The 22,270-nt window shown below is 64.9% G+C and carries 25 protein-coding genes; 17 read left to right on the forward strand and 8 right to left on the reverse strand.

The window, feature by feature from the left end:
* On the forward strand, window positions 1–976 hold a 976-nt coding region (locus BGO91_RS04555; RefSeq protein ID WP_366925290.1), incomplete at its 5' end, for an ArdC-like ssDNA-binding domain-containing protein.
* Window positions 977–1,032: 56 nt separating this feature from the next.
* Window positions 1,033–1,467: a hypothetical protein gene (locus BGO91_RS04560; RefSeq protein WP_290471689.1), complete on the forward strand. Its 435-nt coding sequence runs from the start codon at window positions 1,033–1,035 to the stop codon at window positions 1,465–1,467.
* Between the two features lie 162 nt (window positions 1,468–1,629).
* Here the strand turns inward: BGO91_RS04560 and BGO91_RS04565 are convergent, their stop codons facing one another.
* Both BGO91_RS04565 and BGO91_RS04570 read right to left on the reverse strand, forming a co-directional pair.
* Window positions 1,630–2,112 (reverse strand): hypothetical protein, encoded by a 483-nt coding sequence (locus BGO91_RS04565; RefSeq protein ID WP_290471690.1) that lies wholly within the window; start codon window positions 2,110–2,112, stop codon window positions 1,630–1,632.
* A complete protein-coding gene (locus tag BGO91_RS04570) occupies window positions 2,109–3,047 on the reverse strand; it encodes a ParA family protein (RefSeq protein WP_290471755.1) in 939 nt (312 codons plus the stop codon). Before BGO91_RS04570 ends, BGO91_RS04565 begins: the two co-directional genes overlap by 4 nt.
* An 824-nt stretch (window positions 3,048–3,871) precedes the next feature.
* On the opposite strand from BGO91_RS04570, the gene BGO91_RS04575 reads away from it, so the two are divergent.
* Window positions 3,872–4,918 carry an IS110 family transposase gene (locus BGO91_RS04575; protein WP_290471691.1) on the forward strand — a complete coding sequence of 349 codons (1,047 nt, stop codon included), beginning with the start codon at window positions 3,872–3,874 and terminating at the stop codon, window positions 4,916–4,918.
* An 81-nt stretch (window positions 4,919–4,999) separates the two neighbouring features.
* Here the strand turns inward: BGO91_RS04575 and BGO91_RS04580 are convergent, their stop codons facing one another.
* Entirely contained in the window at window positions 5,000–5,158 is a 159-nt protein-coding gene (locus BGO91_RS04580) for a hypothetical protein (RefSeq protein WP_208042386.1), read from the reverse strand.
* A gap of 470 nt (window positions 5,159–5,628) precedes the next feature.
* Between BGO91_RS04580 and BGO91_RS04585 the strand changes: the two genes are divergently transcribed.
* Together BGO91_RS04585 and BGO91_RS04590 are read left to right on the forward strand one after the other, a co-directional pair.
* Complete coding sequence (locus BGO91_RS04585) at window positions 5,629–5,910, forward strand: hypothetical protein (protein WP_290471692.1); 282 nt, start codon at window positions 5,629–5,631, stop codon at window positions 5,908–5,910.
* A 68-nt stretch (window positions 5,911–5,978) separates the two neighbouring features.
* Window positions 5,979–6,506 carry a hypothetical protein gene (locus BGO91_RS04590; protein ID WP_290471693.1) on the forward strand — a complete coding sequence of 176 codons (528 nt, stop codon included), beginning with the start codon at window positions 5,979–5,981 and terminating at the stop codon, window positions 6,504–6,506.
* A gap of 364 nt (window positions 6,507–6,870) precedes the next feature.
* Here BGO91_RS04590 and BGO91_RS04595 read toward each other — a convergent pair whose 3' ends face one another.
* Window positions 6,871–7,197: a hypothetical protein gene (locus BGO91_RS04595; RefSeq protein WP_290471694.1), complete on the reverse strand. Its 327-nt coding sequence runs from the start codon at window positions 7,195–7,197 to the stop codon at window positions 6,871–6,873.
* Window positions 7,198–7,242: 45 nt separating this feature from the next.
* Here BGO91_RS04595 and BGO91_RS04600 point away from each other — a divergent pair, with 45 nt between their 5' ends.
* Window positions 7,243–7,575 (forward strand): hypothetical protein, encoded by a 333-nt coding sequence (locus BGO91_RS04600; RefSeq protein ID WP_290471695.1) that lies wholly within the window; start codon window positions 7,243–7,245, stop codon window positions 7,573–7,575.
* A gap of 8 nt (window positions 7,576–7,583) precedes the next feature.
* Here BGO91_RS04600 and BGO91_RS04605 read toward each other — a convergent pair whose 3' ends face one another.
* Complete coding sequence (locus BGO91_RS04605) at window positions 7,584–7,724, reverse strand: hypothetical protein (protein WP_290471696.1); 141 nt, start codon at window positions 7,722–7,724, stop codon at window positions 7,584–7,586.
* 35 nt (window positions 7,725–7,759) lie between these two features.
* Between BGO91_RS04605 and BGO91_RS04610 the strand changes: the two genes are divergently transcribed.
* The 7 genes from BGO91_RS04610 (at window position 7,760) to BGO91_RS04640 (ending at window position 15,392) form a co-directional block, all read left to right on the forward strand.
* On the forward strand, window positions 7,760–8,119 hold the full coding sequence (locus BGO91_RS04610) for a metalloregulator ArsR/SmtB family transcription factor (protein WP_290471697.1): 360 nt from the start codon (window positions 7,760–7,762) through the stop codon (window positions 8,117–8,119).
* 92 nt (window positions 8,120–8,211) lie between these two features.
* Window positions 8,212–10,026, forward strand: a complete 1,815-nt coding sequence (locus BGO91_RS04615; protein ID WP_290471698.1) for a cation-translocating P-type ATPase — start codon at window positions 8,212–8,214, stop codon at window positions 10,024–10,026.
* Window positions 10,023–10,646: a signal peptidase II gene (locus BGO91_RS04620; RefSeq protein WP_290471699.1), complete on the forward strand. Its 624-nt coding sequence runs from the start codon at window positions 10,023–10,025 to the stop codon at window positions 10,644–10,646. Before BGO91_RS04615 ends, BGO91_RS04620 begins: the two co-directional genes overlap by 4 nt.
* Before the next feature lie 179 nt (window positions 10,647–10,825).
* The gene (locus BGO91_RS04625) at window positions 10,826–11,428 is read left to right on the forward strand and encodes a cadmium resistance transporter (protein WP_290471700.1); all 603 of its coding nucleotides are present in this window, start codon (window positions 10,826–10,828) and stop codon (window positions 11,426–11,428) included.
* A gap of 202 nt (window positions 11,429–11,630) precedes the next feature.
* Window positions 11,631–13,286, forward strand: coding sequence for a Mu transposase C-terminal domain-containing protein (locus tag BGO91_RS04630; RefSeq protein WP_290471756.1), 1,656 nt, complete (start codon window positions 11,631–11,633; stop codon window positions 13,284–13,286).
* 1 nt (window position 13,287) lies between these two features.
* Window positions 13,288–14,193 carry a TniB family NTP-binding protein gene (locus tag BGO91_RS04635; protein ID WP_290471701.1) on the forward strand — a complete coding sequence of 302 codons (906 nt, stop codon included), beginning with the start codon at window positions 13,288–13,290 and terminating at the stop codon, window positions 14,191–14,193.
* Complete coding sequence (locus BGO91_RS04640; protein WP_290471702.1) at window positions 14,190–15,392, forward strand: TniQ family protein; 1,203 nt, start codon at window positions 14,190–14,192, stop codon at window positions 15,390–15,392. The genes BGO91_RS04635 and BGO91_RS04640 overlap by 4 nt, the downstream gene beginning before the upstream one ends.
* A 108-nt stretch (window positions 15,393–15,500) precedes the next feature.
* Here BGO91_RS04640 and BGO91_RS04645 read toward each other — a convergent pair whose 3' ends face one another.
* From BGO91_RS04645 to BGO91_RS04655, 3 genes are read right to left on the reverse strand one after another with little or no spacing between them, the layout of a single operon-like run.
* Window positions 15,501–16,310: an AAA family ATPase gene (locus tag BGO91_RS04645; RefSeq protein WP_290471703.1), complete on the reverse strand. Its 810-nt coding sequence runs from the start codon at window positions 16,308–16,310 to the stop codon at window positions 15,501–15,503.
* On the reverse strand, window positions 16,310–17,692 hold the full coding sequence (locus tag BGO91_RS04650) for a Mu transposase C-terminal domain-containing protein (protein WP_290471704.1): 1,383 nt from the start codon (window positions 17,690–17,692) through the stop codon (window positions 16,310–16,312). Before BGO91_RS04650 ends, BGO91_RS04645 begins: the two co-directional genes overlap by 1 nt.
* 6 nt (window positions 17,693–17,698) lie before the next feature.
* Window positions 17,699–18,322, reverse strand: coding sequence for a recombinase family protein (locus tag BGO91_RS04655; protein ID WP_290471705.1), 624 nt, complete (start codon window positions 18,320–18,322; stop codon window positions 17,699–17,701).
* Window positions 18,323–18,721: 399 nt separating this feature from the next.
* Here BGO91_RS04655 and BGO91_RS04660 point away from each other — a divergent pair, with 399 nt between their 5' ends.
* The 4 genes from BGO91_RS04660 to BGO91_RS04675 all read left to right on the forward strand — a co-directional run bounded on the left by BGO91_RS04660 (window position 18,722) and on the right by BGO91_RS04675 (window position 22,134).
* A complete protein-coding gene (locus BGO91_RS04660) occupies window positions 18,722–19,624 on the forward strand; it encodes an HAD-IC family P-type ATPase (protein ID WP_290471706.1) in 903 nt (300 codons plus the stop codon).
* A 20-nt stretch (window positions 19,625–19,644) separates the two neighbouring features.
* Complete coding sequence (locus BGO91_RS04665; RefSeq protein ID WP_290471707.1) at window positions 19,645–20,565, forward strand: HAD-IC family P-type ATPase; 921 nt, start codon at window positions 19,645–19,647, stop codon at window positions 20,563–20,565.
* A 277-nt stretch (window positions 20,566–20,842) separates the two neighbouring features.
* Window positions 20,843–21,385, forward strand: a complete 543-nt coding sequence (locus tag BGO91_RS04670) for a DUF2231 domain-containing protein (RefSeq protein ID WP_137837650.1) — start codon at window positions 20,843–20,845, stop codon at window positions 21,383–21,385.
* Complete coding sequence (locus BGO91_RS04675; RefSeq protein ID WP_137837649.1) at window positions 21,382–22,134, forward strand: VIT family protein; 753 nt, start codon at window positions 21,382–21,384, stop codon at window positions 22,132–22,134. The genes BGO91_RS04670 and BGO91_RS04675 overlap by 4 nt, the downstream gene beginning before the upstream one ends.
* The last annotated feature ends 136 nt before the right edge of the window (window positions 22,135–22,270 follow it).

Below are 22,270 nucleotides of genomic sequence, written 5' to 3' on the forward strand. Positions count from 1 at the left end.
CACGACCCGGGGCTCCGGCACTCCCGCTCTCTATCGATTTCTCTCGCCGGAAGGCACAAAAAACAGTTGTCCACGCAGGGAGAGAATCGTGACCAAGACCCGTCGACCCGGCAAGACCATTGAAGAGAAGAAGGCTCAGGCAGAAGCCCTACACAACTCGATCAGCGACCAGGTGGAGCAGCTGCGCGACTCCGACCAGTGGCGGGCGTTCCTCGACTTCGCGAAAGCGTTCCACGCCTACTCGCTGAACAACCTCCTGCTGATCCTCTCCCAGATGCCCGAGGCATCCCAGGTCGCAGGATTCCGGAAATGGCAGTCGCTCGGCCGCCAGGTGCGCAAGGGCGAGAAGGCTATCCGGATCTTCGGCTACAGCACGAAGAAGATCACCGCGGAGGACGAGAACGGCGACGAGGTAGAAAAGCGGGTCGCCCGCTTCCCCATCCTCTCCGTGTTCGATATCGGGCAGACCGACCTGGTGGACGGCGCCCAGGACGCGGGAACCCTCACGGCACAGCTCACCGGAGCGGATGATTTCGGCATCGTCGACGCCCTTTCCGCCTACCTCGTCGATGAAGGTTGGACCGTCGAGCTCCGACCGATCCAAGGCCCCAAGAACGGCTACACCGACCCCGAGGAAATGGTCGTCGTTGTCGACGCGAACCTCAGCCCCGAGCACATGGCCAAGACCCTGATTCACGAGACCGCGCACGTCCTCCTGGGGCACACCGAGGACCTGGCCGAGTACGTCGAGCACCGCGGGCTGATGGAGACCGAGGCCGAGAGCGTCGCCTACGTCGTCGCCGGCCTGATCGGCTTCGACACCAGCGGCTACAGCGTCGGTTACATCGCCGGATGGTCGGACGCGGACACCGACCTGATCAAATCCACCGCTGCCCGCGTCCTCCGCGCCGCTCACCAAATCGCCGGAATCCTCGACCCCGCCGATGAGGGCGACGACACCGAAGACGCCGCCTGAGACCTGGCAGGGGCGCTCTCGAGCGGCCCTCCCCCACCAACCCAGAAGGAAACCCCATGATCATCACCTACGAGCGGCCCGCCACTCTCGACCTACAGCAGTTCGACCCCGCCGCGCCCGACGCGGACCTCAGCCCCACGGGCCAGCAATGCGGAAACACCACCTACGACGTCGGCGGCCTCGAATGGCACTGCACGCGCGCTCCGCACCCGGGAGACGACGAGCACCGCGCCGCATTCGAGCGCAACGGCGAAGGCCCCGAGGGTGCAGTCGGATTCGCGTGGACCTACCAATACGCCGACGACGAGCCGAGCGACGGATTCGACCACGCCGCGCCGACACATTCCCTCACCGTCACACTGCGCTACCCCGAGCGAGCGGGACGGGGCATCGATACCGAAAGTGTCGCGGCCAGCATGATCCGCGCCGCCCTGGATCACTTCTGGGAAGGCGACCCCGACGACGTGACAGCCACCACAACCTCCAGCTGAATGGTGCGCCACCGGTCGTGAGGGAGCCGGCGCCCCTCACACTCCCCCGCACCCGCACCCGCACCCGCACCCGCAGTCGGCACGGAGGCTAACCCGACAGGATTCTCTTCGCCGGTCTTATCGAGCGAGCCGCGGGCTGAACTTCGTCGCTGCCTGAAGGTGCTACGCCAACGGTCGGCCGGCAGGCAGGTTCTTGCCTGAATCCTCGAAACGCTCACCCGCGTTGTACTCCGACTCACGGCGATTCACTTCAGACTCCAGCGCTCGCACGAGGAATGCTGACCATGTGCGATCGCCTGCCTGGAATGCGGTCGCGCGGAAGGCGGCTTTAGCTCGTCGACTCAACTCATCAGGAACATAGAACGAGATCCGGGCCGTATCGTTCGAGCTCGCCTGAGCAGCCGCCTCTGAGGATGTTGACGTGCGGCCTTCAGCGTTATGACGGGTGGCACGAGGACGGGATTTCGAGCTGCCCACTCCCGAATCCGAGCTCCCCTCCTGCCCTTTGGTCGTTTGCTTCGGCACCTCGACCGCGGGCTCGTCCACCGCAGGCTGTTCGCGATTTTTCCGCTGGAGCAGGCTGAGATCCAACTGACGTCGAGGAGTAAGGCCCTCAATTCGGCGCGGGCTGTCAACGTCGCTCATGCGGACTGCGCCTCCTCCTGTTCGGCCGCGGTGATCCGCGAAACGATCTCTTGGCTCAAGTTGAAGTAGTCGTCAGCGACTGAGCCTGCTGTGCGCGGTGCGAGCTGCGACGCTGTCGCTTCGCCGCGAAGCACCTGGTACCACTTCGGTGCCCGCTTGACACTCTCATCGAGTTCATAGACCAGAAGCCCGCGCTCGCGCGTTGCCTGGGCGACGGCCTCAGAATGACGAATCGTGCTGCTGAAAAGAACGTCAGGATCGCTGTTGAAGAGGTTGCTCACATGGGTGCGGGCCTCAGCCTGAATCGCTGTGGCGCCCTTACCCGTGGCAACAAGCACAACCCCAAGGAGATCAATGCTGGGGTTCAACGTCAGAACGCCCTCAAGGCGAGCGGCGACACCAGCCATACCCTTCCGGCTAGACGCATCCGACTTGATCGGCACCAATGCGTACCGCGCGGCCGCAACGGCAGCGGACTGGAGCGTCTCATCCCCTGGCGGACAGTCCAACAAGATGATGTCGTAGTTCGGCGCGATAGGCGCCAAAAGGCGAGCCAGTGAGAGCTTTGCACCATCGGGGTCTTTGCTCGCTTTTACCCCGAGAACCGCGACTGCCTCGTCGAGGCGAGGTCCCCCAACAAGCACATCAAGGTTCTGCCTGACGGCGGTCACGGGACCAACCTGCTCGCCAAGCATGAGCGCTCGCGCGAACGACTCCCCCTCATCGTCGGTTTCCTGGCCCGTGTATCCCAGGTCTTCGGCCAAGTTCCCCTGAGGGTCAAGATCGACAAGAAGAACACGGAAGCCGCTGGAAGCCAGATAGCCGGCGACGTTCGCAGAGATCGACGTTTTCAATACGCCACCTTTGCTGTTGATTACTGCGATGGTGCGGCTAAGCGCAGCGCGCTCGTTGGCGCTTAGAGGTCCTGCAGGCATCTTCACTCTCCCGTTCATATGACAAGTTTCGGGCAAAATAGCTCCATTAGCGGCAATGACACGCCTAGAGCCAATAGAAGGATTGGCTCTAATGGCACTAATAGAGCGAATCGCTCTATTAGTGCAATTGCCACTATTAGAAGCAGTGGCGCTAATAGCGGCAATAGTGCTATTTATGCACTGTATGCGATCCGTGCCTTGGCGGGGCGGCCCCATGCCGAAGACGTCACCCTGGCCCTGCGGTGTAGGCCGCGTCGCGGATCCGTTTTGCATATAGTGACCGTTCGGGGGACTGTATGCACGGGGGAGCGGTCGACAGCGGGGCGAGACGGCACGGAGGCCGCCCGCCAACGGAGCCGCTGCGCGGCGCTGAGAATGCTCTATATTCTTTGACCTTTCCGGCCGATCACCGTAGCTCACTCCACGCCTGCTGTTCCGGGCTTTCGCGGCATATCCTCACTCGCTGCGCTCCCTCCGGTATTCCACGACCCGGCACTCTCGGCGCTCCCGCTCACTATCGATTTCTCTCGCCGGAAGGCAAAGAAGAACTCTAATGATCAGTGGTTGGTCTGAGGCTGGCTGACAGACTGACCTTCGGCCCTGGTGCTGCGTGACTCCAAGAAAAACTGGCCCGCCGAGGTGGTGCCTTGCGATCGACCCGTCCGCGCGCTGGGGGCTGAATGTCGGTTTGTCTGTTCCGATGGCTTGATAGAAGGTCGTCCGCTCCCGGCGTTCTGGGTTGCGTGACTCGTTAGAGATGCGCCTCGTAACACTCTTGACCGACGTGATGAATTATCCGTTGAGCAGGGGAGAGGAGCGAATCGGTGACGACCGTGACCGATGAATACGACTACGTGGTCGGAGTGGATACTCATGCCAAGACCCACACTTACGCGGTGTTGGCCGCGGACACGGGCCGAGTGATCGATTCGGCGATGTTCCCGACTTCGTCCACCGGGATCAGCCGCGCGTTGGCTTGGATGCATCGGCGCGCTGATGGCCGGCTGCTGGTCGCGATCGAGGGTGCCGGCTCCTATGGGGCTGTCATTGCTCGGGTCTTCCAGGGCGCGGGCCTAACAGTTTGCGATGTCCGGCCGCCGAAGCGGGCATCGCGCGCTGGTCACGGAAAGTCCGACGAGATTGACGCGGTTGCCGCCGCGCGCACCGCCCTCGCCACGGACGTTGAACGGCTCGCCGAGCCCCGCTCGGACGGGATCCGCGCTGCCCTGCGGGTCCTGCTCACGGCGCGGCAGGCGATGGATGGGCGACGCACTGCGGACCGCAACGCTCTTACCGCTTTGCTGCGCTCCTTCCAGCTGGGGATGGACGTCCGCAAGCCGCTCACGGATGGGCAGGTCCGCGAGATCGCAGGCTGGCGGCGACGACCTGCCGAAGATGCCCCGATGACCACCATCCGCCAGGAAGCCCGACGGCTTGCGGTCTCGGTGATCCAACTGACGGAGCAGCTCGAGGCCAACCGGGACGCGCTGGCCGACTATGTTGAGCAGCTCGCTCCTGGGTTACAGAGCATCCGCGGGGTCGGCCCGGTCACCGGCGCTCAGGTCATCGCGGCCTACTCACACAAGGGCCGGATTCGCAGCGAAGCCGCGTTCGCAAACCTCGCTGGCGCCGCGCCGTTGCAAGCTTCCAGTGGCAACACCACCCGGCACCGGCTGAACCGGCAAGGCGACCGGCAACTGAACCGAGCCCTGGACACCATCGTCCGCGTCCGGCTCACCTGCGACCGGAGCACCCAGGACTACATGGAGCGACGAACCTCGGAAGGCAAGAGCCGCCGAGAGGTCCGCCGGAGCCTGAAACGCTACCTGGCCCGGCAACTCTTCCGGCAACTGAACACCGCCATGGCCTAACAACTGTCGGGTTCGTGATGGCAACGAACGGCAGCACGGAGGCGCCCCTGATCTGGGTGTTCCGGAACGACGGCCGCGCGACTATCTCGACGAACGGCTCTTCCGAGAGTGGTAGATCACGCTCGCGATGGCCAGGCCGACACCGATCACACCGACCGCCAGGCCTGCCAACCCGATAAAGAGATCCCGGCCGATGGCTGACGCGAAGAAACAAAGTTCCAGGAAAAACAGCACGGCCATGACAATGGCCACTCTGCGCGAATTGCCTATCACCCAAAACGGTAATCCCCGTCGATCCGTCACGTCTCGAACACTACGCTTAGCGACCACTCCACGGGAGCGGAGCGGTGACCACTTGCCGAACCCGGATCTGGCCGGGCCCGAGTTGAGCCGCACGGAGGCGGCGCTGATTTCATTGTTCGGAACGCCGCTGGCGTGCTGATCTTTCCACGGAGTTTTCGCCATTCCGGCCGGCCGATCATAGCTTCCTCCGGCAGCTCCGTTCCCTCCGGTCGCTATTTGCAGACTCCACTCGCTGCGCTCCCTCCACTTAGCAACCGCTCCCTTCCGGGCACTGCGCTGCCTCCACGCGCTCTCGATCTCTCTGCCGGAACGGCAAAAAAACTGATCGGCGGGAGAACCAAAGCAACACCCGCTGATTTGACACAGACCTATAGAAGGGTCGGTTGGTTGAGAGAGAGAAGGGAACGATGAGCACACTCATTACGGACACCGATGACGTCACCCGGTTCTGTGGGGTCTTTTCCGACGTGACCCTCGCACACGACGTCGCCGCGATGCTGGGATGCCGAGAGGCCGAAGCGCTGGCCGGGATCCTCCGGGCGCTGGGAGAGCCTGCAGCAGCCGATATGTGGCTGGACGCACACGCACACGGTGACGAGCCGGGGGACCAGCACTACCAGACTGCACCCGAGCCCTACATCGTCCCGATCGACCCGATGGAGGACCTTCAATGCGACTCCTGCCAGTGACGGCAGACAAGACGCAGGGACGCACGCGTTGCGTGCGCCCCTTCGATGCGCCTGAGCGGGGCATCCCCATGACCACGTTCACGCCGGCAGAAATCATGGCCGGAGGCATCCAGGACACACGCGAGAGCTTCGCGAACCTGTACGTCGAGCTGCACGAGCTTCGCCAAGAAGCGGCGTACTACTATCACCGCGCCTTCGTCGACGACGGGCCCGAACCCCAGCAGGAGGGTGTGGTGGACTTCCATCCCGCACCACCGGAGTTCGGTGGCAAGGATCTCGAACGGCCGGCACGGCGCGTCCGAATGGACCGCCTCACCCAGAAGGGCCTTGCGCTGTACGTGCACGGCGTTCGCGCAGCGCTGCGGGAACGAGACGAGCTCCTGCACCAGATTGAAGACGCCGAGCACGACATAGAGCGCATGCTCATCGCGATGGACGGAACAATCACCCACATTCTCGACCGCCACCTGCACTACATGACCGTCCTCGAGCACCGCACGAAGAACGAATACCAGCCGGCGCCGCTCGCCCCCTGGGACGTACCGATCCGACAACCAGGCACCGGCGAATACCTACGGCCGCTACAGGGCGAATAGGGGAGTCAACGTCGACGCTCCGAACCACATCTCACAAGAACAAAGCCCGGCCGCTCTCTCTCCCGGCCGGGGCCTTCTTGCGTCTACATGGGGCGTTTAGGCGAATCGAGCACAGCGTTTCCCAGGGAGCTCGAGCAGACCTAACCACCGCTGCTGCGCAGCGGCGGGGGAGTCCAACTGGCCGAGGTGGATGACGAACTCCGATAGCCCCTGCAGCTTGCAGCGCACGCTGACCATAATCGGTGCCGGTGGCGTCGTGATCGTTGGAACAAGCGATGTGATGTGCTCAGGGTTGACCCACATCGTCGGGTTCTCCCGATCAGGGAAGGGCACCAGCTGCATGGGCGCATCCGATTGGCTGCCACTACCGGCGCGGTGGGATGGGCGGACGGCCCCAACCATCCTCGATCGCGCCCCGCCACACCCATGCGGTGCGCACGATGCCGTTGACCGACGTCCAACGCACCTTCACAGCCCGATCAGTCCAGGCAATAGCTTCACACTCCGGCCGGATCACGGTCTCCGGAAAACGCACCCACGCCCGCACCGGCCGCGGCTCCGCTGGCCGATAGACGGGGTGGTGCTCCACGTCGAGCTCGTCATCGGTAAGGCTGACCGGTTGGGCGCGGATCAGGATTTCGTCAATGCCGCGGCCGAGCCCCATCTCGGGGTATCGCCGGTTCGTTCCCATGAGCCCATTAGAACAGCAATTCGAAAGTATGTTCGAATAGAGTTCGTGAAGACGATTCGGGTGGGGGAGAGCGACTGGCTCGTTCTCGACGACGCGATTCAACCGCGCTTCCTGATCCATCACGGGCCGACGGTGAACAAGATCACCCGCGAGACGTTGATGATGTACCGCGTCGACCACTGGGTTCTCAAACGCAGTGACCGGTGGCCGCTGGGCTACTACGAAACCCTCGCAGACGCCCAGCTGGCCGCAGAGAGCACCCTTGGCGCCCCGAAGTTCCTCGCCCCCGTCACCGACCCCCACGGACAGATCGTTACCCCTGAGGAGCAGCGAGAACGGTGGCAGGCGGGACTCGACCCGCGCACCGGCCCCACCTGATCGAACCGCTACGTCTCCGCTTCCGCGACACCCGCACGGACCGCCTCGTCGACGAGCGCCTGGTCGTCGACCACAGGGCGGTAGATCGTGGAGTGTGCGACGCCAAACAGCTCGGTGATCTCAGTGGCGCTGGTGGAGTCACTTCCCATCCACGATAGTTCAGTGTCTGCTGTATGATCATCACATGCTGACTATTGCTTCGCGTCTCGATGTAATGAACCGGCTCGGTCGGGCCATGGCGGATCCCACGCGTTCTCGCATTCTGATGACTCTGCTTGGTGGGCCGAGCTACCCGGCCGTGCTCTCGCGTGAACTGGTGCTCACGCGTTCGAACGTGTCGAATCATCTGACGTGTCTGCGCGACTGTGGGATTGTCGTCGCTGAGCCGGAGGGGAGACAGACCCGTTATGAGATCGCGGACCCGCACCTGGCCGCCGCGTTGATCGCTCTCGTGGACGTGACGCTGGCCGTCGACGAGAACGCGCCGTGCGTCGATGCGTCCTGCACCGTGCCGGGCTGCTGCGGGACGGAGGCCGGCGCGTGAGGGCGGTGACGAAGTCTCAGGTGGAGGGGTCTGCGGTCGGCGACGATGATGATGACGACCATGATGGGCCGTGGTGGCAGGATCGCGGGATTATGGTCCCGGCGTTCTCAGGTGTCGCGTTCCTTGCGGGTCTGATCTGCGGGTGGTCGGGTGCGGAGATCCTGGCGTTGGTGCTGTTCTGGATCGGATTGCTGCTCGGCGCGTCGACGTTCACACCTGGGGCGATCCGGAAGCTGTTCAAGGGCAAGCTCAGCATCAGCTTGCTGATGACGATCAGCGCGGTCGGCGCGGTCATCCTCGGCTACGTCGAAGAAGCGGCCGCACTGGCGTTCCTGTACTCGATCGCGGAAGCACTCGAAGACAAGGCGATGGACCGCGCCCGCGGCGGCCTGCGCGCACTGTTGAAGCTCGTCCCGGAGACGGCGACGGTCCGACGCGACGGGGCCTCGGTCGAGATCGCGGCGAAGGACCTCACCGTCGGCCAGATTATGCTTGTCCGCCCCGGGGAGCGGATCGCGACCGACGGGATCGTCCGCTCGGGCCGTTCCAGCCTGGACACCTCTGCGATCACCGGCGAGTCGATCCCGGTCGAGGTCGAACCCGGAGACGCGGTCTCCGCCGGTGCGATCAACACCGCCGGGGCACTCGAAGTTCAGGTCTCTGCGGCGGGGACAGACAACTCGCTGACCACGATTGTCGAGCTTGTCGAGCAGGCCCAGGCGGAGAAGGGCGACCGCGCGCGTCTCGCGGACCGGATCGCCCGCCCCCTGGTCCCCGGCGTGCTGATCCTCGCGGCCCTTGTCGCGCTGATCGGGTCCCTGTTCGGTGACCCGGAGTTGTGGATCACCCGGGCTCTGGTCGTGCTCGTCGCCGCGTCGCCGTGTGCCCTGGCGATCTCGGTGCCGCTCACGGTCGTAGCCGCGATCGGCGCGGCCAGCAAGTTCGGTGTGATCATCAAGTCCGGCGCAGCCTTCGAACGTTTCGGCGCGATCCGGTACGTCGCCGTCGACAAGACCGGCACCCTCACCCGCAACCAGCCGGCCGTTACGGCGGTCCTCACGGCCGACGGCGTCACCGAACGCCAGGCGTTGGAGTGGGCGGCTGCGCTGGAGCAGCACAGCACCCACCCGCTCGCCGCTGCGATCACCGCAGCCGCCCCCGGTGTCCCTGCGGCCCTCGATGTGACCGAGCAGGCCGGGCACGGCATCGAAGGCACCGTCGACGGCGCACGGATCACCGTTGGCAGCCCTCGCTGGCTCGACGCCGAGAGCCTTGGGAGCCAGGTCACGAGCCTGGAGGAGCAGGGTATGACCGTCGTGATCGTGCACCGCGGCGGGGCATCGGTCGCCGCGATCGGCGTCCGAGACGAGCTGCGCCCCGAGGTACCGGAGGTCGTGCGCACCCTCGCGGCCCAGGGTGCCGGCGTGACCATGCTGACCGGCGACAACGCCCGCACCGCGCGCGCTCTGGCCGCGCAAGCCGGTATCGGCGACGTGCGCGCCGAGCTCCGCCCCGAGGACAAGGCCGCGGCGATCGGCGAGCTGTCCCAGGCAGGATCGGTCGCGATGATCGGCGACGGCATCAACGACGCCCCCGCTCTCGCCGCCGCCGATATCGGCATCGCGATGGGAGCGACCGGCTCCGACGCCGCGATCGAATCAGCCGATGTCGCCTTCACCGGGCATGATCTGCGGCTCATCCCGCGCGCGTTCGACCACGCCCGCCGCGGACGCCGCATTATTAACCAGAACATCATCCTGTCGCTGCTGATCATCACCGCCCTGCTCCCGCTGGCACTGTTCGGCGTCCTCGGGCTCGCAGCCGTCGTCCTGGTCCACGAGATCGCGGAGGTCATCGTGATCCTCAACGGACTCCGTGCGGCGCGCACCCGAAACGGCGTCTCATGACGACCCGGAACGCTCGCCCACCTTCCGAGGCGGTTGCCGGAGGCGTCGCGGAGGCCTCGTCTAGGCGCGCGATCGGGAGGAGGCCTCCTCGTGCGCTCGGCATCGCCGTGGCCGTCGCTGCACTCGGGCTGATCCTCGACCAGGCCACGAAGATGCTCGCGGTCGCACAGCTGTCACCGGGCAGTCGTGTCCCGATCATCGGAGACTTGCTGTCATTATCGCTCGTTCACAATCCCGGAGCCGCGTTCTCCATCGGCTCCGGAGCCGCGTGGGTTTTCACGGTCATCGGGGTCCTAGCCGCGGCCGTGACGATCGGCATCGCCGTGCGGCTGCGGGGCATCGGCTGGGGCATCGCACTCGGCCTGATCCTTGGTGGCGCGATCGGCAACCTCGTCGACCGGCTCATGAAACCTCCCTCGTTCGGGCAGGGGCACGTCACCGACTTCATCGCCTATGGCGACCTCTTCATCGGGAACATGGCCGATGTCCTCGTCGTCAGCGGCGTCGCCCTGCTTTGCCTGATCCTCATCGTCTCGAGCTGGCGGCCAAAGCCGCACGCGCCCCAGAACGCGGATTCAGAGCACGGTTCGCTGCACGTCCGCACCGACACGAACCCGTGATCACCCCCGCATAAGCCAAAGGACTGATCCGATGCAATTAGAACAGTTCGAGGTTGCGGACTGCCGCCTCGCACGTGCGCTCACTGCTCTGCCGGGCAACCACGGCTGTGAATCATGAAGCGGAGTGGATCGACCCCCTTCTGCGCGGCCCCGGAGCGCTGCACGGCAGGGGTGATCTCATGATTGTTCTCTCCATCGCACAAGCGATCGGGCTATTCCTTGCCACCAACATCGACGACATCATCGTGCTCTCGCTCTTCTTCGCCCGCGGTGCAGGGCAGCGAGGCACGACCGTTCGGATCCTGATCGGACAGTACCTAGGATTCGCAGGCATCCTCGGTGCCGCCGTACTGGTATCCATCGGTGCCGGAGCCTTCCTGCCCCCCGAGGTCATCCCGTACTTCGGCCTGATTCCCCTGGGATTAGGGGTTTGGGCGGCCTGGCAAACGTGGCGCCGCCGGCACGATGATGACGATGATGAAGGCAAGCTCGAGGGCAAGAAGATCGCGGTCTGGGCGGTGGCGGGGGTCACCTTTGCGAACGGCGGGGACAACATCGGCGTCTATGTCCCGGTCTTCCTCAGTGTAGGGCCCGGTGCTGTCGTCGCTTACTGTGTTGTGTTCCTCGCGCTTGTTGCAGTCCTGGTGATGATTGCCAAGTTCATCGCCACGCGACGTCCGATCGCCGAAATTCTGGAGCGCTGGGAGCACGTCCTATTCCCGGTCGTTCTAATCAGTTTGGGCATCTTCATCCTGATCAGTGGTGGGGCGTTTGGGCTCTGACGCCACCAATGCAGGCACCAGTGAAAGATCGCCGTAAACGATCGTTTGCGAGCAGCCTCGAGAACGATGGCTGACACTGTCGTTTCTCGCGGTCGCCTGCGCGATTGATCGCGCTGTTGTTGCGTTCGTGCAGGTGAGTGTGAAGATCTAGCTGCGCGAGGTTGTCTGCACTACCGTTGCGATCACGACGATGAGGTCGGTGATGGATGACATTCGAGAGCCTGTGCGCGACCGCGGTGTTCTGACCGCGTGCGATGATGCGTGGGAGCGCGCTGCGAAGACGGCTGCGGTCATTGGTCCGCTCTCGGATCTCTCACGCGTTGGGCATTCCCGTGTGGACGTTGCGGCGGCGGAGCTGGGTATCTCGCGTCGGCAGTTGTACGTTCTGATGCGGCGGTGGCGCGACGGGCAGGGGCTCGTTTCGGACCTAATCCCTGGGCAATCGAACGGCGGTCGCGGCCGAACGCACCTGCCGGAGCTGGTCGAAGCAATCGTCTCGGAGGTGATCAAGAAGGGGTATCTGAACCGCCAGCGTCGGACGGTTGCTGTGGTGCATCGGGATATCGTCCGTGTTTGCCGCCAACAGGGTCTTCCTGCTCCCTCGCGGGCGACGATCGAGCGCCGGATCGCAGGGCTTGATCCGGCGGAGACCGCTACACGTCGCGAAGGTTCGGATGCGGGTCGGGCGTTGCAATCCGCGGCTGGTCTCGTGCCGCCGGTGCGGCGGCCGTTGGAGCAGGTGCAGATCGATCACACCGTGGTGGATGTGATCGTGGTCGACGAGCGTCACCGGCTACCGATCGGTAGGCCATACGTGACGGTCGCGATCGACGTGTTCAGTCGCTGCATCGTGGGGCTCGTTGTCACTCTCGAGGCCCCGTCTGCACTGTCTGTCGGCCTTTGTTTGGCGCACATGGTCACCGACAAGCAGCCCTGGTTGGACGGTGTTGACGTGTCGGTGTCGTGGCCGATGAGTGGGAAGCCTGCCGAGTTGTATCTCGACAATGCCGCGGAGTTCAAGAGCGAGGCGTTGCGCCGCGGATGCGAGCAGCACGGTGTGAAGCTGCGCTACCGTCCACCGGGTCAGCCGCACTACGGCGGCATCGTGGAGCGAGTGATCGGCACGATGATGCGGTCAGTTCATGATCTTCCGGGTACGACGTTCTCGAATCCGGGCGAGCGTGGCCGCTACGACTCCGAGAAGTCGGCAACCCTCACCGTCAAGGAGCTGGAGCATTGGCTAGCCCTGGCTGTGGCGGCCTATCACGGGCAGGTGCATCGCGGGATTGGGCAGACTCCGGCCGGGCGATGGGCGGCCGGGGTGGAGGCGAACGGAACGCCTGCGACGGTGACCAACGCGGCTGCGTTCCTGATCGACTTTCTCCCGGTGATCCGGCGGACCCTGAGGAGAACCGGTTTCACCATCGATCACGTGCAGTACTTCTCCGACGCGTTGAAGCCGTGGATTGCGCGCCGCGAGAAACTCGGCCGTTTCGTGATCCGGCGAGACCCTCGCGACATCAGTCGCATTTGGGTGCTCGACCCGGAAGGTGCGAACTACATTGATGTCCCGTACCGACGAATGTCACACCCGCCGGTATCCGTGTGGGAGCAGCGCGCGGCCACTATCGCGCTCCGTGCAGCCGGCCGCGAAGAAATCGATGAGGATGCGTTGTTTCGCACAATCGAGAAGATGCGGCAGGTGGTCACCAATGCCGCGGCATCGACGAAACGGGCGCGTCGCGCCGCCGACCGGCGCACCGACCGACCAAGCCCAGCGCGACGAGATCCCGTTCCGCCGAGCGGTCCGAGTGGCGATGGTCCGGCGGTTCCGTATCCGGTCATTGAGGAGTGGTGACGTGGACGATGACCTGGTCGACCTGACCCATCTCACCCCGGCCGCGCAACGGATCGCTGTGCTGCCGGCAGCGGAACGGATCGCCCATGTGCGTGCGGATCGGTGGATCGGGTACAGCCGCGCCACTGATGCGCTCGCCCGGTTGGAGGCGTTGTTCGAGTGGCCATCGAAGCAGCGGATGCCGAACTTGCTCCTGATCGGTCCCACGAACAACGGCAAGTCGATGATCATCGAGAAGTTCCGCCGCACGCACCCGGCGGTGTCGCTTCCTGATCGAGAGCACATCCCGGTACTGGTGATGCAGATGCCCTCCGACCCGACCGTGATCCGTTTCTACGTGGGGCTGCTCGCCTCGATGGGGGCCCCACTCAGGCCCCGGCAACGCCTCGCCGAACTGGAACAGATCGCGCTCGAACTTTTAAGTCGAGTCGGAGTGCAGCTGCTCGTGATCGACGAGCTGCACAACGTGCTCTCCGGGACGACCCCTGTAAGGCGCGAGTTCCTGAACCTGCTGCGTTTCCTGGGCAACGAGTTGCGGATTCCGCTGGTCGGAGTCGGCACGCGGGATGCGTATCTTGCGATCCGTTCCGACGATCAGCTCGAGAATCGGTTCGAGCCGTTCACGCTGCCCCGCTGGGAAGTCGACACCGGCACCCGTTCGTTGCTCGCCAGCTTCGCCGCATCCTTCCCGCTGCGGCGGCGTTCGGACATCACTGGTCTCGAGATGGCCAGCTACCTCCTCACTCGCAGTGAAGGGACCATCGGTGAGTTGAACCAGCTGTTGATGGATACGGCGGTTGCGGCGCTAGATTCCGGCGAGGAGTGCATCAACCGGACTACTTTGCTGCTGTCGAGTTATGCGGGCCCGACAGAGCGTCGCCGTCTCTTTGAGCGCGAGCTCGCGTGACCTCACCCGCCAGATGGCCACTGCACCCACCACCATCCGCGGGAGAGGCGCTGTCATCGTGGCTGACCCGCATTGCCGCCGCTCACCGGCTCCGCCTCGATGAGCTCCTCGCTGACAATCTCGGCACCTACACCTTCGACGTCTTTGACCGCACTACCGGCGGTCTCGACATCACCCCACCCCGCGAGCTGCTCGTCGCGTTGGAGCAGCGCACGGGCCGAGACCGACACGAACTGTGGGGGATGAGCATCGCCGGGAACGTGCCGTGGCTCCTGGATGACCTCGAACCGTCCGACGACGAAGAAGCGTTCCACACCTACGTCCGCCAGCACCATGTTCTCCTCACCGCGCGGGAGCGCCCAGCACGGTTGGCGTCTCCCTGGCGCGCGTGGCTTCCCCGTGAGCCGCTACGACGCGCCTGCCCTACATGCATCGCCGGCCCAGAACGCGTTCCCGGCCTCACCCTCGTGTCGCAGCTGCCTTTGACGCTCAGCTGCCCCCGGCACGGCTGCTACCTCGAATCCGCCTACGGCTCCCTCGACACCAACATCATCTGGGTCGACGGCCACGCCGAGCCACGACCGGCACCGCCCGCCGTTCGTGCGATGGACCAGCGCTCAGCTGACGCGTTGCGCGTCGGCATCGTCCGACTGCCTCGGCGCGACGTGCACGCCGGCATCTGGTTCCGGATGCTCCGCACGATCATCGACGAACTCAGTACCTCCGCAACCCACGCGCGAACCCACGCGCACACCCTGCGAGAAGTGTGGGCCAGCATCGAGCAACCCATCCGGGGCGGACTGAGCGTCTGGAGATCGTTCGAGCTCCTCGACTGGTCGATACAGCAACGTCTCCTCGAAGCGGCGGCCGCCGCAATCGCCATGATCGAAGACGGGACCATCCGAGCGCCTGGCACCGATGGTGCACTCTTTCTCCCAGCGCCGCACCGCCCAGCGGACGACGGCCGAACACCACGACCAATCGCGGATAGCACGAGAACGCAGGCTGAGCCGATCGACTACTGGAAGGCGGTCGTCGACAGCTTCAACGAAGTGGTTTCGCTCGCTCTCGCCGACCCAGCCCAAGCCGAGCTGCTCTACCGTTTCGTGTCATCCGGACCAGGAGGACCAAACAACGCCCGCCGGATACTCGCCGACATCGGCATCACCGAATATGCCTCGTCACAGAACATCCCTTAGAGCCGATCACGAGTCATAGAATAAGTGAACAGTTACGTGACATTAGGTGGCGGCGAGTGTGGAGTTGCTCGCTTGATGGCGGTGTCTGCGATTGCTCGATGGCGCCGGTCAGCTCCCGATGACGAGGACGCTGGCGGCGGCTTCGATGACGTCGTCGGTGATCGTCTCCAGGTCGTTGATCTTGAGCACGCGGCTGATCTGAGGGAACAGGCGCTCGAGGAGGCGGAAGTTCCCGCGGGTGATCCGTTCGATGGCTGCGACGGCTTGGGCGTCGGTGAAGTCGTCGGGGTTGAGGGTGCGTCCGAGGCGCTTCCAGTGTCGGTCGAGGACGAAGAGGAGTTCGTCTCGGCCGAGGGCGCGGTAGCGGTGGGAGAAGCCGAGGCGGCTGTAGAGCTGGGGGTAGTGGCGGAAGCGCTGGTCGATGCCGGGCATGCCGATCAGGATTATCGCGAGGTGGGTGCGGTCGTGTTCGTCGCGGAGCAGCTCGAGCGCGGTGGGCGTGAGCCGCTCGGCTTCGTCGACGATGAGCATCTCGACCCGCCGAGTGGTGTTGCCGTTGTGCATGCCGCTGACTTTCCCGATCGTGCGGAGGTGCTCGTCGATGCAAATGCCGAGGTGGGCCTGCCACTTGCCGATCTCTCGCATGAGGTCTTTGGGTCGCGGCAGTACCTCGGGTGTGTAGAAGACGGTGCGGGAGCGATGCGCGAGCGCGTTGTGTTTCGCGTCGTCTTCGCCGCGTGGGCCCCACGCGGTGATGTAGGGCTCGAGGGTGTCCCAGTTGGCGTATCGGCGGGCGGAGTTGGTCTTGCCGACTCCGGCGTCGCCGTGGCAGATGCCGATGGTGCGTTCCTTCTTCACCGCGTTCGCGAACTCGGTGAAGCGGCGGTGTTCCTTGGTGGCGATGAAGGTCTGGGTCATCACTCCTCCTCGTAGGTGCGGAGTCGTTTCTTGCGCGGGGTGGGGTCCGCGAGGTGGGGTTCCTCGCGGTGGGCGACGGTGGGGATGTGGTCGTTGATGGTGCGGCGGAGTTCGTGGCGGCGGGCGCGGCGGGCGGTTTCGATGTCGCGGAGGCTGAGGCGGATGTTGGGGTGGGCTTCGTCGACGGCGACGCAGATGAAGGTGTCGTGGTCGTAGACGCGGATCTCGGAGACGTCGCGGGGGTCGTAGCGGATGGTGATGGTGTGTCCGACGAAGGGGGCGAGGGTGGGCGCGAGGTAGCGCTGGCCCTGGAAGTGGATGCCGTCTCGTTGCACGGTGCGATGGGTCGGGACGGTGAGTAGCAGGCCGTCGAGTTGCTCGAGAGTGTCGGGCATGCAAGGCATCCAGCCGTCCGCGACCCATGCGTCTCGCGGGGAGATACCGAGCTCTTGGTGGGTGCGCTGGTTGTAGGTGGCGATGAAGGAGCCGATCGCCCGATCCACGCCCGGGAGATCGAGCACGGGCTGCGGGCTGCGGTTCCCGGGGCCGAGATGGCCGGGGAGGGTCGGGAGGACTTCGGTGTTGATGGTGCCGAAAAAGCGCTCGATCTTGCCGCGCCCCTGGGGTCGACCGACGGTCGAGAAGATGAGCCGGAGGTGCAGTTCGACGGCGGTGCGCTCGAGGTGGTGGCTGGTGAAGTCGGAGCCGTGATCGACGTGCAGCACGTCGGGGATCCCGCACATCGCCCACGCGGGGTCGGTCTTCCGCCAGATCGCCTGCCGCAAGGCGAGAGCGGTGTTCAGCGAGGAGGGCGCTCCGGTGAAGACCATGTAGCCGCAGATCGCGCGGGAGTGATCATCCATCACGGTTGTCAGCCACGGGCGATCAGGCTTCCCGTTCGCGCCGACGATGAGGATGTCGAGTTCGGTGTGGTCGGCCTGCCAGATCTGGTTCGGTCGTTCCGCCCGGCGGCGGAACACCAGCTCGTGGCGGTCGCGATAGGAAGCGGGACCCTCCAACGCGAGGGTGACGAGTGCGGGGTCGAGGGCCTGCACGATCTCGCGGACGGTGGCGTAGCTCGGCGTCGGCCGGCCGTCGCGCAGGCACTCCTCGACGGTGAGGCGATGCAACGTCGCGATCGACGGACGAGGCCGGGTCAGGGCGAGTCGCTCGATGGCGGCGACGGTCGCCGGAACCGTGCGCCGACCGCCCTTGTCCGTCCTCGCAGTGTCGTCGAGCCCGGCGAGCCCGTCCCTCTTATAGAGCTGATGCCAGCGCTGCAGCGTCCGCGTGCCGATGCCGCTCTCGCGGGCGAGGGCCGCGAGGGGGACCTGATCTTCGACGTGAAGTCGAAGGATCCGCCACCGCTCGAGGCCGTCCATCAGTCGCTACATCGCTGCACTCTCGCGGGCTGCGTGAGCCTGCTGGTGGCGATAGAGCGTCGCGCGACTCCACCCGACGAGACGAGCAGCGTCCTCAGCGGTGCGACCGCGCGCTCGCGCATCTGCGGCGATCGCGAGCTTGTCCGCGATCACGACCGGATCTGACAGAGGCCGACCGAATCGTGTCCCGTTCGCGCGGGCGGCCGCGATGCCAGCGTTGACCCGTTCCACGATGAGCTCGCGCTCGTACTCCGCGAGCGTGGCAAGCATGTTCAGCATCAGCCGGCCCGTCGACGTCGACGGATCGATACCGTCCGAGATCGACCGGACCTGCACACCACGCTCGCGCAGCAGGTTCACCGTGTTCAGCACGTCGATCAGGGAGCGGCCGAGGCGGTCGACTCGCCAGACGACGACGGTGTCGCCATCCTCGGCGTACTCGAGGAGCTTCTTCATCCCGGTCCGCTCGATCGCTGTCTTACTCCCCGAGGTGACATCCGCGAAGACGTCGCGCTTCTGCACGCCGGCGGCGACGAGCGCTTCGAGCTGCAGCTGCGCGTCCTGACTCGACGTACTCACACGCGTATAACCCAGAAGTCTCACGACCTCATTCTGACTCGGAAACACCATCCGTGTCCCCTCCTGAGACGAAACGCGGCAAGACGTCTTTCCGAGACAGCCGACGTCCCGATAATCCGGATCCGTTGGGCGCGATGCGACCGCCGGGAGGCACGTCTCAGAAAGCTATTGACTTTCGAGACGAAGGTCTCAGAGTACGGGTGCGCCTCCGCCCCCACGAAAATTTGACTGGCGATAGTTGGACGCACTCACAAAGGATCCTGTTTTCGGGACCTTGGACCCTGTTCTGTGCACCAACGGCCGAGCAAAGTGGCGACATGGACGTAGTCGAACAAGTCATCCTTCGCGTCGCCGCCTCGACCGCTCTAAGGCAGGAGCAGCTCGAAGCGTCTGCAAAACGTGGGTGACACAGGTGCACGGCCGCAGCACCTGCTTCTGAGGTATCCGATCGTGACGCTCACCCTCGTTGTCGGGGCAGTGGGTGCGGTGATCTGGTTCGCGGGATTCGACGTCGTCGCGCACTGGGGTTTCGGCGTGTTCGCCATCCTGATCGCTAGCGTCCAAGCGATCCGGGTGGTGGGCGAGCTGCGCCGGAGTCGGTTCGGAATCGACATCCTCGCGATCGTCGCGACAGTCGCGGTGGGTGAAGTCATCGCCATCATGATCATCGTGCTGATGGTCTCTGGTGGCAAAGCCCTCGAAGATTTCGCTCAGGGCCGTGCCCAACGGGAGCTGACTGCGCTCCTCGCACGCGAGCCGCGGACAGCGCATCGCCTGGACGCGGGCTCGCTCGATACCGTCGATGTCCCAGCCGACGATGTGGTCATCGGAGACCTGATCCGTGTTCTGTCCGGCGAGGCTGTGCCCGTGGACGGCATCCTCGAGTCCTCGACGGCGGCCTTCGATCAGTCATCACTGACCGGCGAGAGCCTGCCGCGCAATCGTTCGCGGGGAGAGCGTGTCCTGAGCGGGTCGGTCAACGGCAACACGTCGGCGACCATCCAGGCGACCGCGAGAGCACAGGACAGCGAATATCAGGCGATCGTCGCCCTAGTGAAGCAGGCCTCGTCGAATCGTGCCCCCGTCGTTCGACTCGCCGACCGTTACGCGGTGCCCTTCACCGTCGTGTCGCTTCTGATCGCCGGCGTGGCGTGGTGGCTGTCGGGCGATCCGGTGAGATTCGCCGAGGTGCTCGTGCTGGCGACGCCGTGCCCCCTGGTGCTGGCGGCCCCGGTAGCGTTCATGGGGGGCATGAGCCGCGCCGCCCGCAGCGGGATCATCGTGAAGGGCGGAGGGGTTCTCGAGCTGCTCGCGCGGGTACGCACGGCCGTCTTCGACAAGACAGGCACCTGACGCACGGCAGACCAGAGATCGTGCGCATCGACGCCCTCCCGCCGTGGGACGAGGACACTCTGTTGACCTTCGTCGCCTCCGCCGAGGAGCACTCCTCCCATGTGCTCGCCGCCTCCATCGTCGAATCCGCCCGAGAACGCGGGCTCACCCCGCTTCGCGTGCAGCGCTCCACAGAGACCGCCGCTGAAGGCGTCACGGCCGTCCTCGAGAATCACACCGTGTCCGTCGGGACGCTCCGGTTCGCGCGAACCAGTGCGCCCGATGTCGTCGAGGCGTCGCTCAGGGGAGGTGAGATGGCCATCTACGTGGTCATCGATGAACGCGCCGCCGGCATCGTCATCGCCAGCGACGGCGTGAGGAAGAACGCGGCGCAGACCATCTCGGGACTCCGAGATGAGGGAGTGAACCGCATCGTGATGCTGACGGGCGATGCGCAGACGACGGCCGATCACATCGCGCGTGCCGTCGGGATCACCGAGGTGCGGGCCGACTGCCTGCCGCGGGACAAGGTGGACATACTCCGCGGCATCGTCGACCGCCCTGTGCTGATGGTCGGCGACGGCGTCAACGACTCCCCGGTTCTCGCCTCCGCCGACGTCGGAATCGCCATGGGCGCCCGGGGAGCGACGGCGGCGAGTGAGGCCGCTGCAGCGGTGATCCTTCTCGACGACATCTCCGTCGTGGTCCGAGCCGTCCGGATCGGCCAGGACACTGTGCGGATCGCCTTGCAGAGCATCTGGATCGGGATGGCCCTCAGCATCGGACTCATGATCGTCGCCGCATTCGGTCTGATACCGGCGACCCTCGGTGCCGCGACGCAGGAGGTCGTCGACCTCGCGACGATCCTCAACGCCCTCCGGGCACTGCGCGACAGGCAGCCCGCCGCGAAACCGGCGTCGCCCGTCCCAGTGGAAGTGGCGGTCGTGCGTATCGGCACCTGAAATCACCTCACCCGCCACCCGAGGGCACGACTTCCCCTGCCGATCCGAAGTGAACCCACAGCTGATGTGAATCCCTGACCGGTCGCCGAGCAGTAGACCGATACCCGTGCCGCTTTCGCGATGCGGTATCCGGCAGCCCCGCCAAGGGATGCCTATCCTGCGTGGCGCGGCAGACGCCACGCGCCTAGTGTTAGAGAATCCGCGCACTTCCGCACTCTGGATCCACTCACAGTCTCGTCGACTGACTTCTTTTCATCACTAATCCTTTGGGAGCCTCGTGTTCGATACATTCTTCGGTCTTCCCCTCCATCCGCTGGTCGTGCACGCCACTGAGGTCGTCGTTCCGCTGGCTGCCATTCTGGTCATTCTCACCGCAGCATGGCCGCGCTTCCGTCGCTGGTCCGGATACCTGACCCTTACCGTGACACTCGTCGCGCTAGCGCTCGTTCCTATCACTACCCAGTCCGGAGAGAAGTTGGAAAGTCGGGTAGGTGAGAATGACCTGATCGAAACCCACTCCGAGCTGGCCGATGGACTCCTGCCCTGGGTTGCGGGGCTCGTCATCGTTGCTGCGGCGCTCTTGTGGTGGAACATCCGAGAACGTCGTACGGCACGTGCTTCCACGGCAGAGAGCGACAGGGCGCCCGGAACGGAACCAGCGAAGAAGAAGCTGCGCTGGGTGCCGGTGAGCCTTCTCGTGCTGGCCCTCCTCGTCTCGACGGGAACGACCGTGCAAGCCGTGCTGGTCGGTCACAGTGGTGCGACCGCCGTGTGGACCGAGGACATGGGAACGTCTACACCGTCTGGCGACTCGGAATGAGCCGGCATGTCGGAACCAGCTCGTCCGACGCGACCCCAGTCGCGTCACAACCGGTCGAACCGCATACGGGGAGCCTCTCCGGCCGCCTGAACTGGTTGCGCGCAGGTGTACTCGGCGCGAACGACGGGATCGTGTCCGTTGCGGCGATCGTCGTCGGTGTCGCCGGGGCGAGTTCGTCGACGCCGGCGATTCTTGCGGCGGGATCGGCCGCGCTCGTCGGTGGGGCCATCTCCATGGCCCTCGGCGAGTACGTGTCGGTCAGCAGCCAGAGCGACAGCCAGCGCGCGCTCATCGAGAAGGAGAAACAGGAGCTCAGGAACGATCCGGACGGAGAACTCGCTGAACTCGCGGGGCTCTACCAGGCACGCGGCCTCTCACAAAAAACAGCCCACCAAGTCGCCGTCGAACTCAGCGCGAAGGACGCGTTGAAGGCTCATCTTGCGATGGAACTCAACATCGATGAAGCCGATGTCGTGAGTCCCTGGCATGCTGCTGGAGCGTCAGCACTCGCCTTTCTCATCGGCGGTATCTTGCCGTTGTTGGCCATCCTGCTGATTCCCGATTCCCTTCGCGTCCAGATCACTTTCGTGGTCGTGCTCGTCGCACTCGCCGCGACGGGAGCACTCGGCGCCCGGTTAGGCGGCAGTCCCGCTATCGCCGCCACTCTGAGAGTCGTCATCGGCGGAGCGCTCGCGCTCATCGCCACTTTCGCCATCGGCACACTCCTCGGCACAACGGGCCTCGTTTAGGCCGCGTTGCCGCACCTCGCCGTATCGCCACAACCGCTGTGGCGATCCGCCTTCAGTCACCTCGATAACCAATATCAGGAAGATCCTCGGACGCCAATCGAGGTCACCTTGAGGAATCAAGGTCGCCGCTGTGATT

This window comes from Leifsonia sp. 71-9 (assembly GCF_001898805.1).
GTDB lineage: Bacteria > Actinomycetota > Actinomycetes > Actinomycetales > Microbacteriaceae > Leifsonia.

Coding starts and splice junctions, on each gene's coding strand:
- BGO91_RS04620 (WP_290471699.1), top strand. CDS start 10,023: ATGACGACCCGGAACGCTCGCCCACCTTCCGAGGCGGTTGCCGGAGGC.
- BGO91_RS04650 (WP_290471704.1), bottom strand. CDS start 17,692: ATGGACGGCCTCGAGCGGTGGCGGATCCTTCGACTTCACGTCGAAGAT.
- BGO91_RS04645 (WP_290471703.1), bottom strand. CDS start 16,310: ATGACCCAGACCTTCATCGCCACCAAGGAACACCGCCGCTTCACCGAG.
- BGO91_RS04560 (WP_290471689.1), top strand. CDS start 1,033: ATGATCATCACCTACGAGCGGCCCGCCACTCTCGACCTACAGCAGTTC.
- BGO91_RS04590 (WP_290471693.1), top strand. CDS start 5,979: ATGACCACGTTCACGCCGGCAGAAATCATGGCCGGAGGCATCCAGGAC.
- BGO91_RS04570 (WP_290471755.1), bottom strand. CDS start 3,047: ATGCCTGCAGGACCTCTAAGCGCCAACGAGCGCGCTGCGCTTAGCCGC.
- BGO91_RS04595 (WP_290471694.1), bottom strand. CDS start 7,197: ATGGGAACGAACCGGCGATACCCCGAGATGGGGCTCGGCCGCGGCATT.
- BGO91_RS04580 (WP_208042386.1), bottom strand. CDS start 5,158: ATGGCCGTGCTGTTTTTCCTGGAACTTTGTTTCTTCGCGTCAGCCATC.
- BGO91_RS04615 (WP_290471698.1), top strand. CDS start 8,212: ATGGTCCCGGCGTTCTCAGGTGTCGCGTTCCTTGCGGGTCTGATCTGC.
- BGO91_RS04585 (WP_290471692.1), top strand. CDS start 5,629: ATGAGCACACTCATTACGGACACCGATGACGTCACCCGGTTCTGTGGG.
- BGO91_RS04630 (WP_290471756.1), top strand. CDS start 11,631: ATGGATGACATTCGAGAGCCTGTGCGCGACCGCGGTGTTCTGACCGCG.
- BGO91_RS04655 (WP_290471705.1), bottom strand. CDS start 18,322: ATGGTGTTTCCGAGTCAGAATGAGGTCGTGAGACTTCTGGGTTATACG.
- BGO91_RS04675 (WP_137837649.1), top strand. CDS start 21,382: ATGAGCCGGCATGTCGGAACCAGCTCGTCCGACGCGACCCCAGTCGCG.
- BGO91_RS04565 (WP_290471690.1), bottom strand. CDS start 2,112: ATGAGCGACGTTGACAGCCCGCGCCGAATTGAGGGCCTTACTCCTCGA.
- BGO91_RS04605 (WP_290471696.1), bottom strand. CDS start 7,724: ATGGGAAGTGACTCCACCAGCGCCACTGAGATCACCGAGCTGTTTGGC.
- BGO91_RS04625 (WP_290471700.1), top strand. CDS start 10,826: ATGATTGTTCTCTCCATCGCACAAGCGATCGGGCTATTCCTTGCCACC.
- BGO91_RS04610 (WP_290471697.1), top strand. CDS start 7,760: ATGCTGACTATTGCTTCGCGTCTCGATGTAATGAACCGGCTCGGTCGG.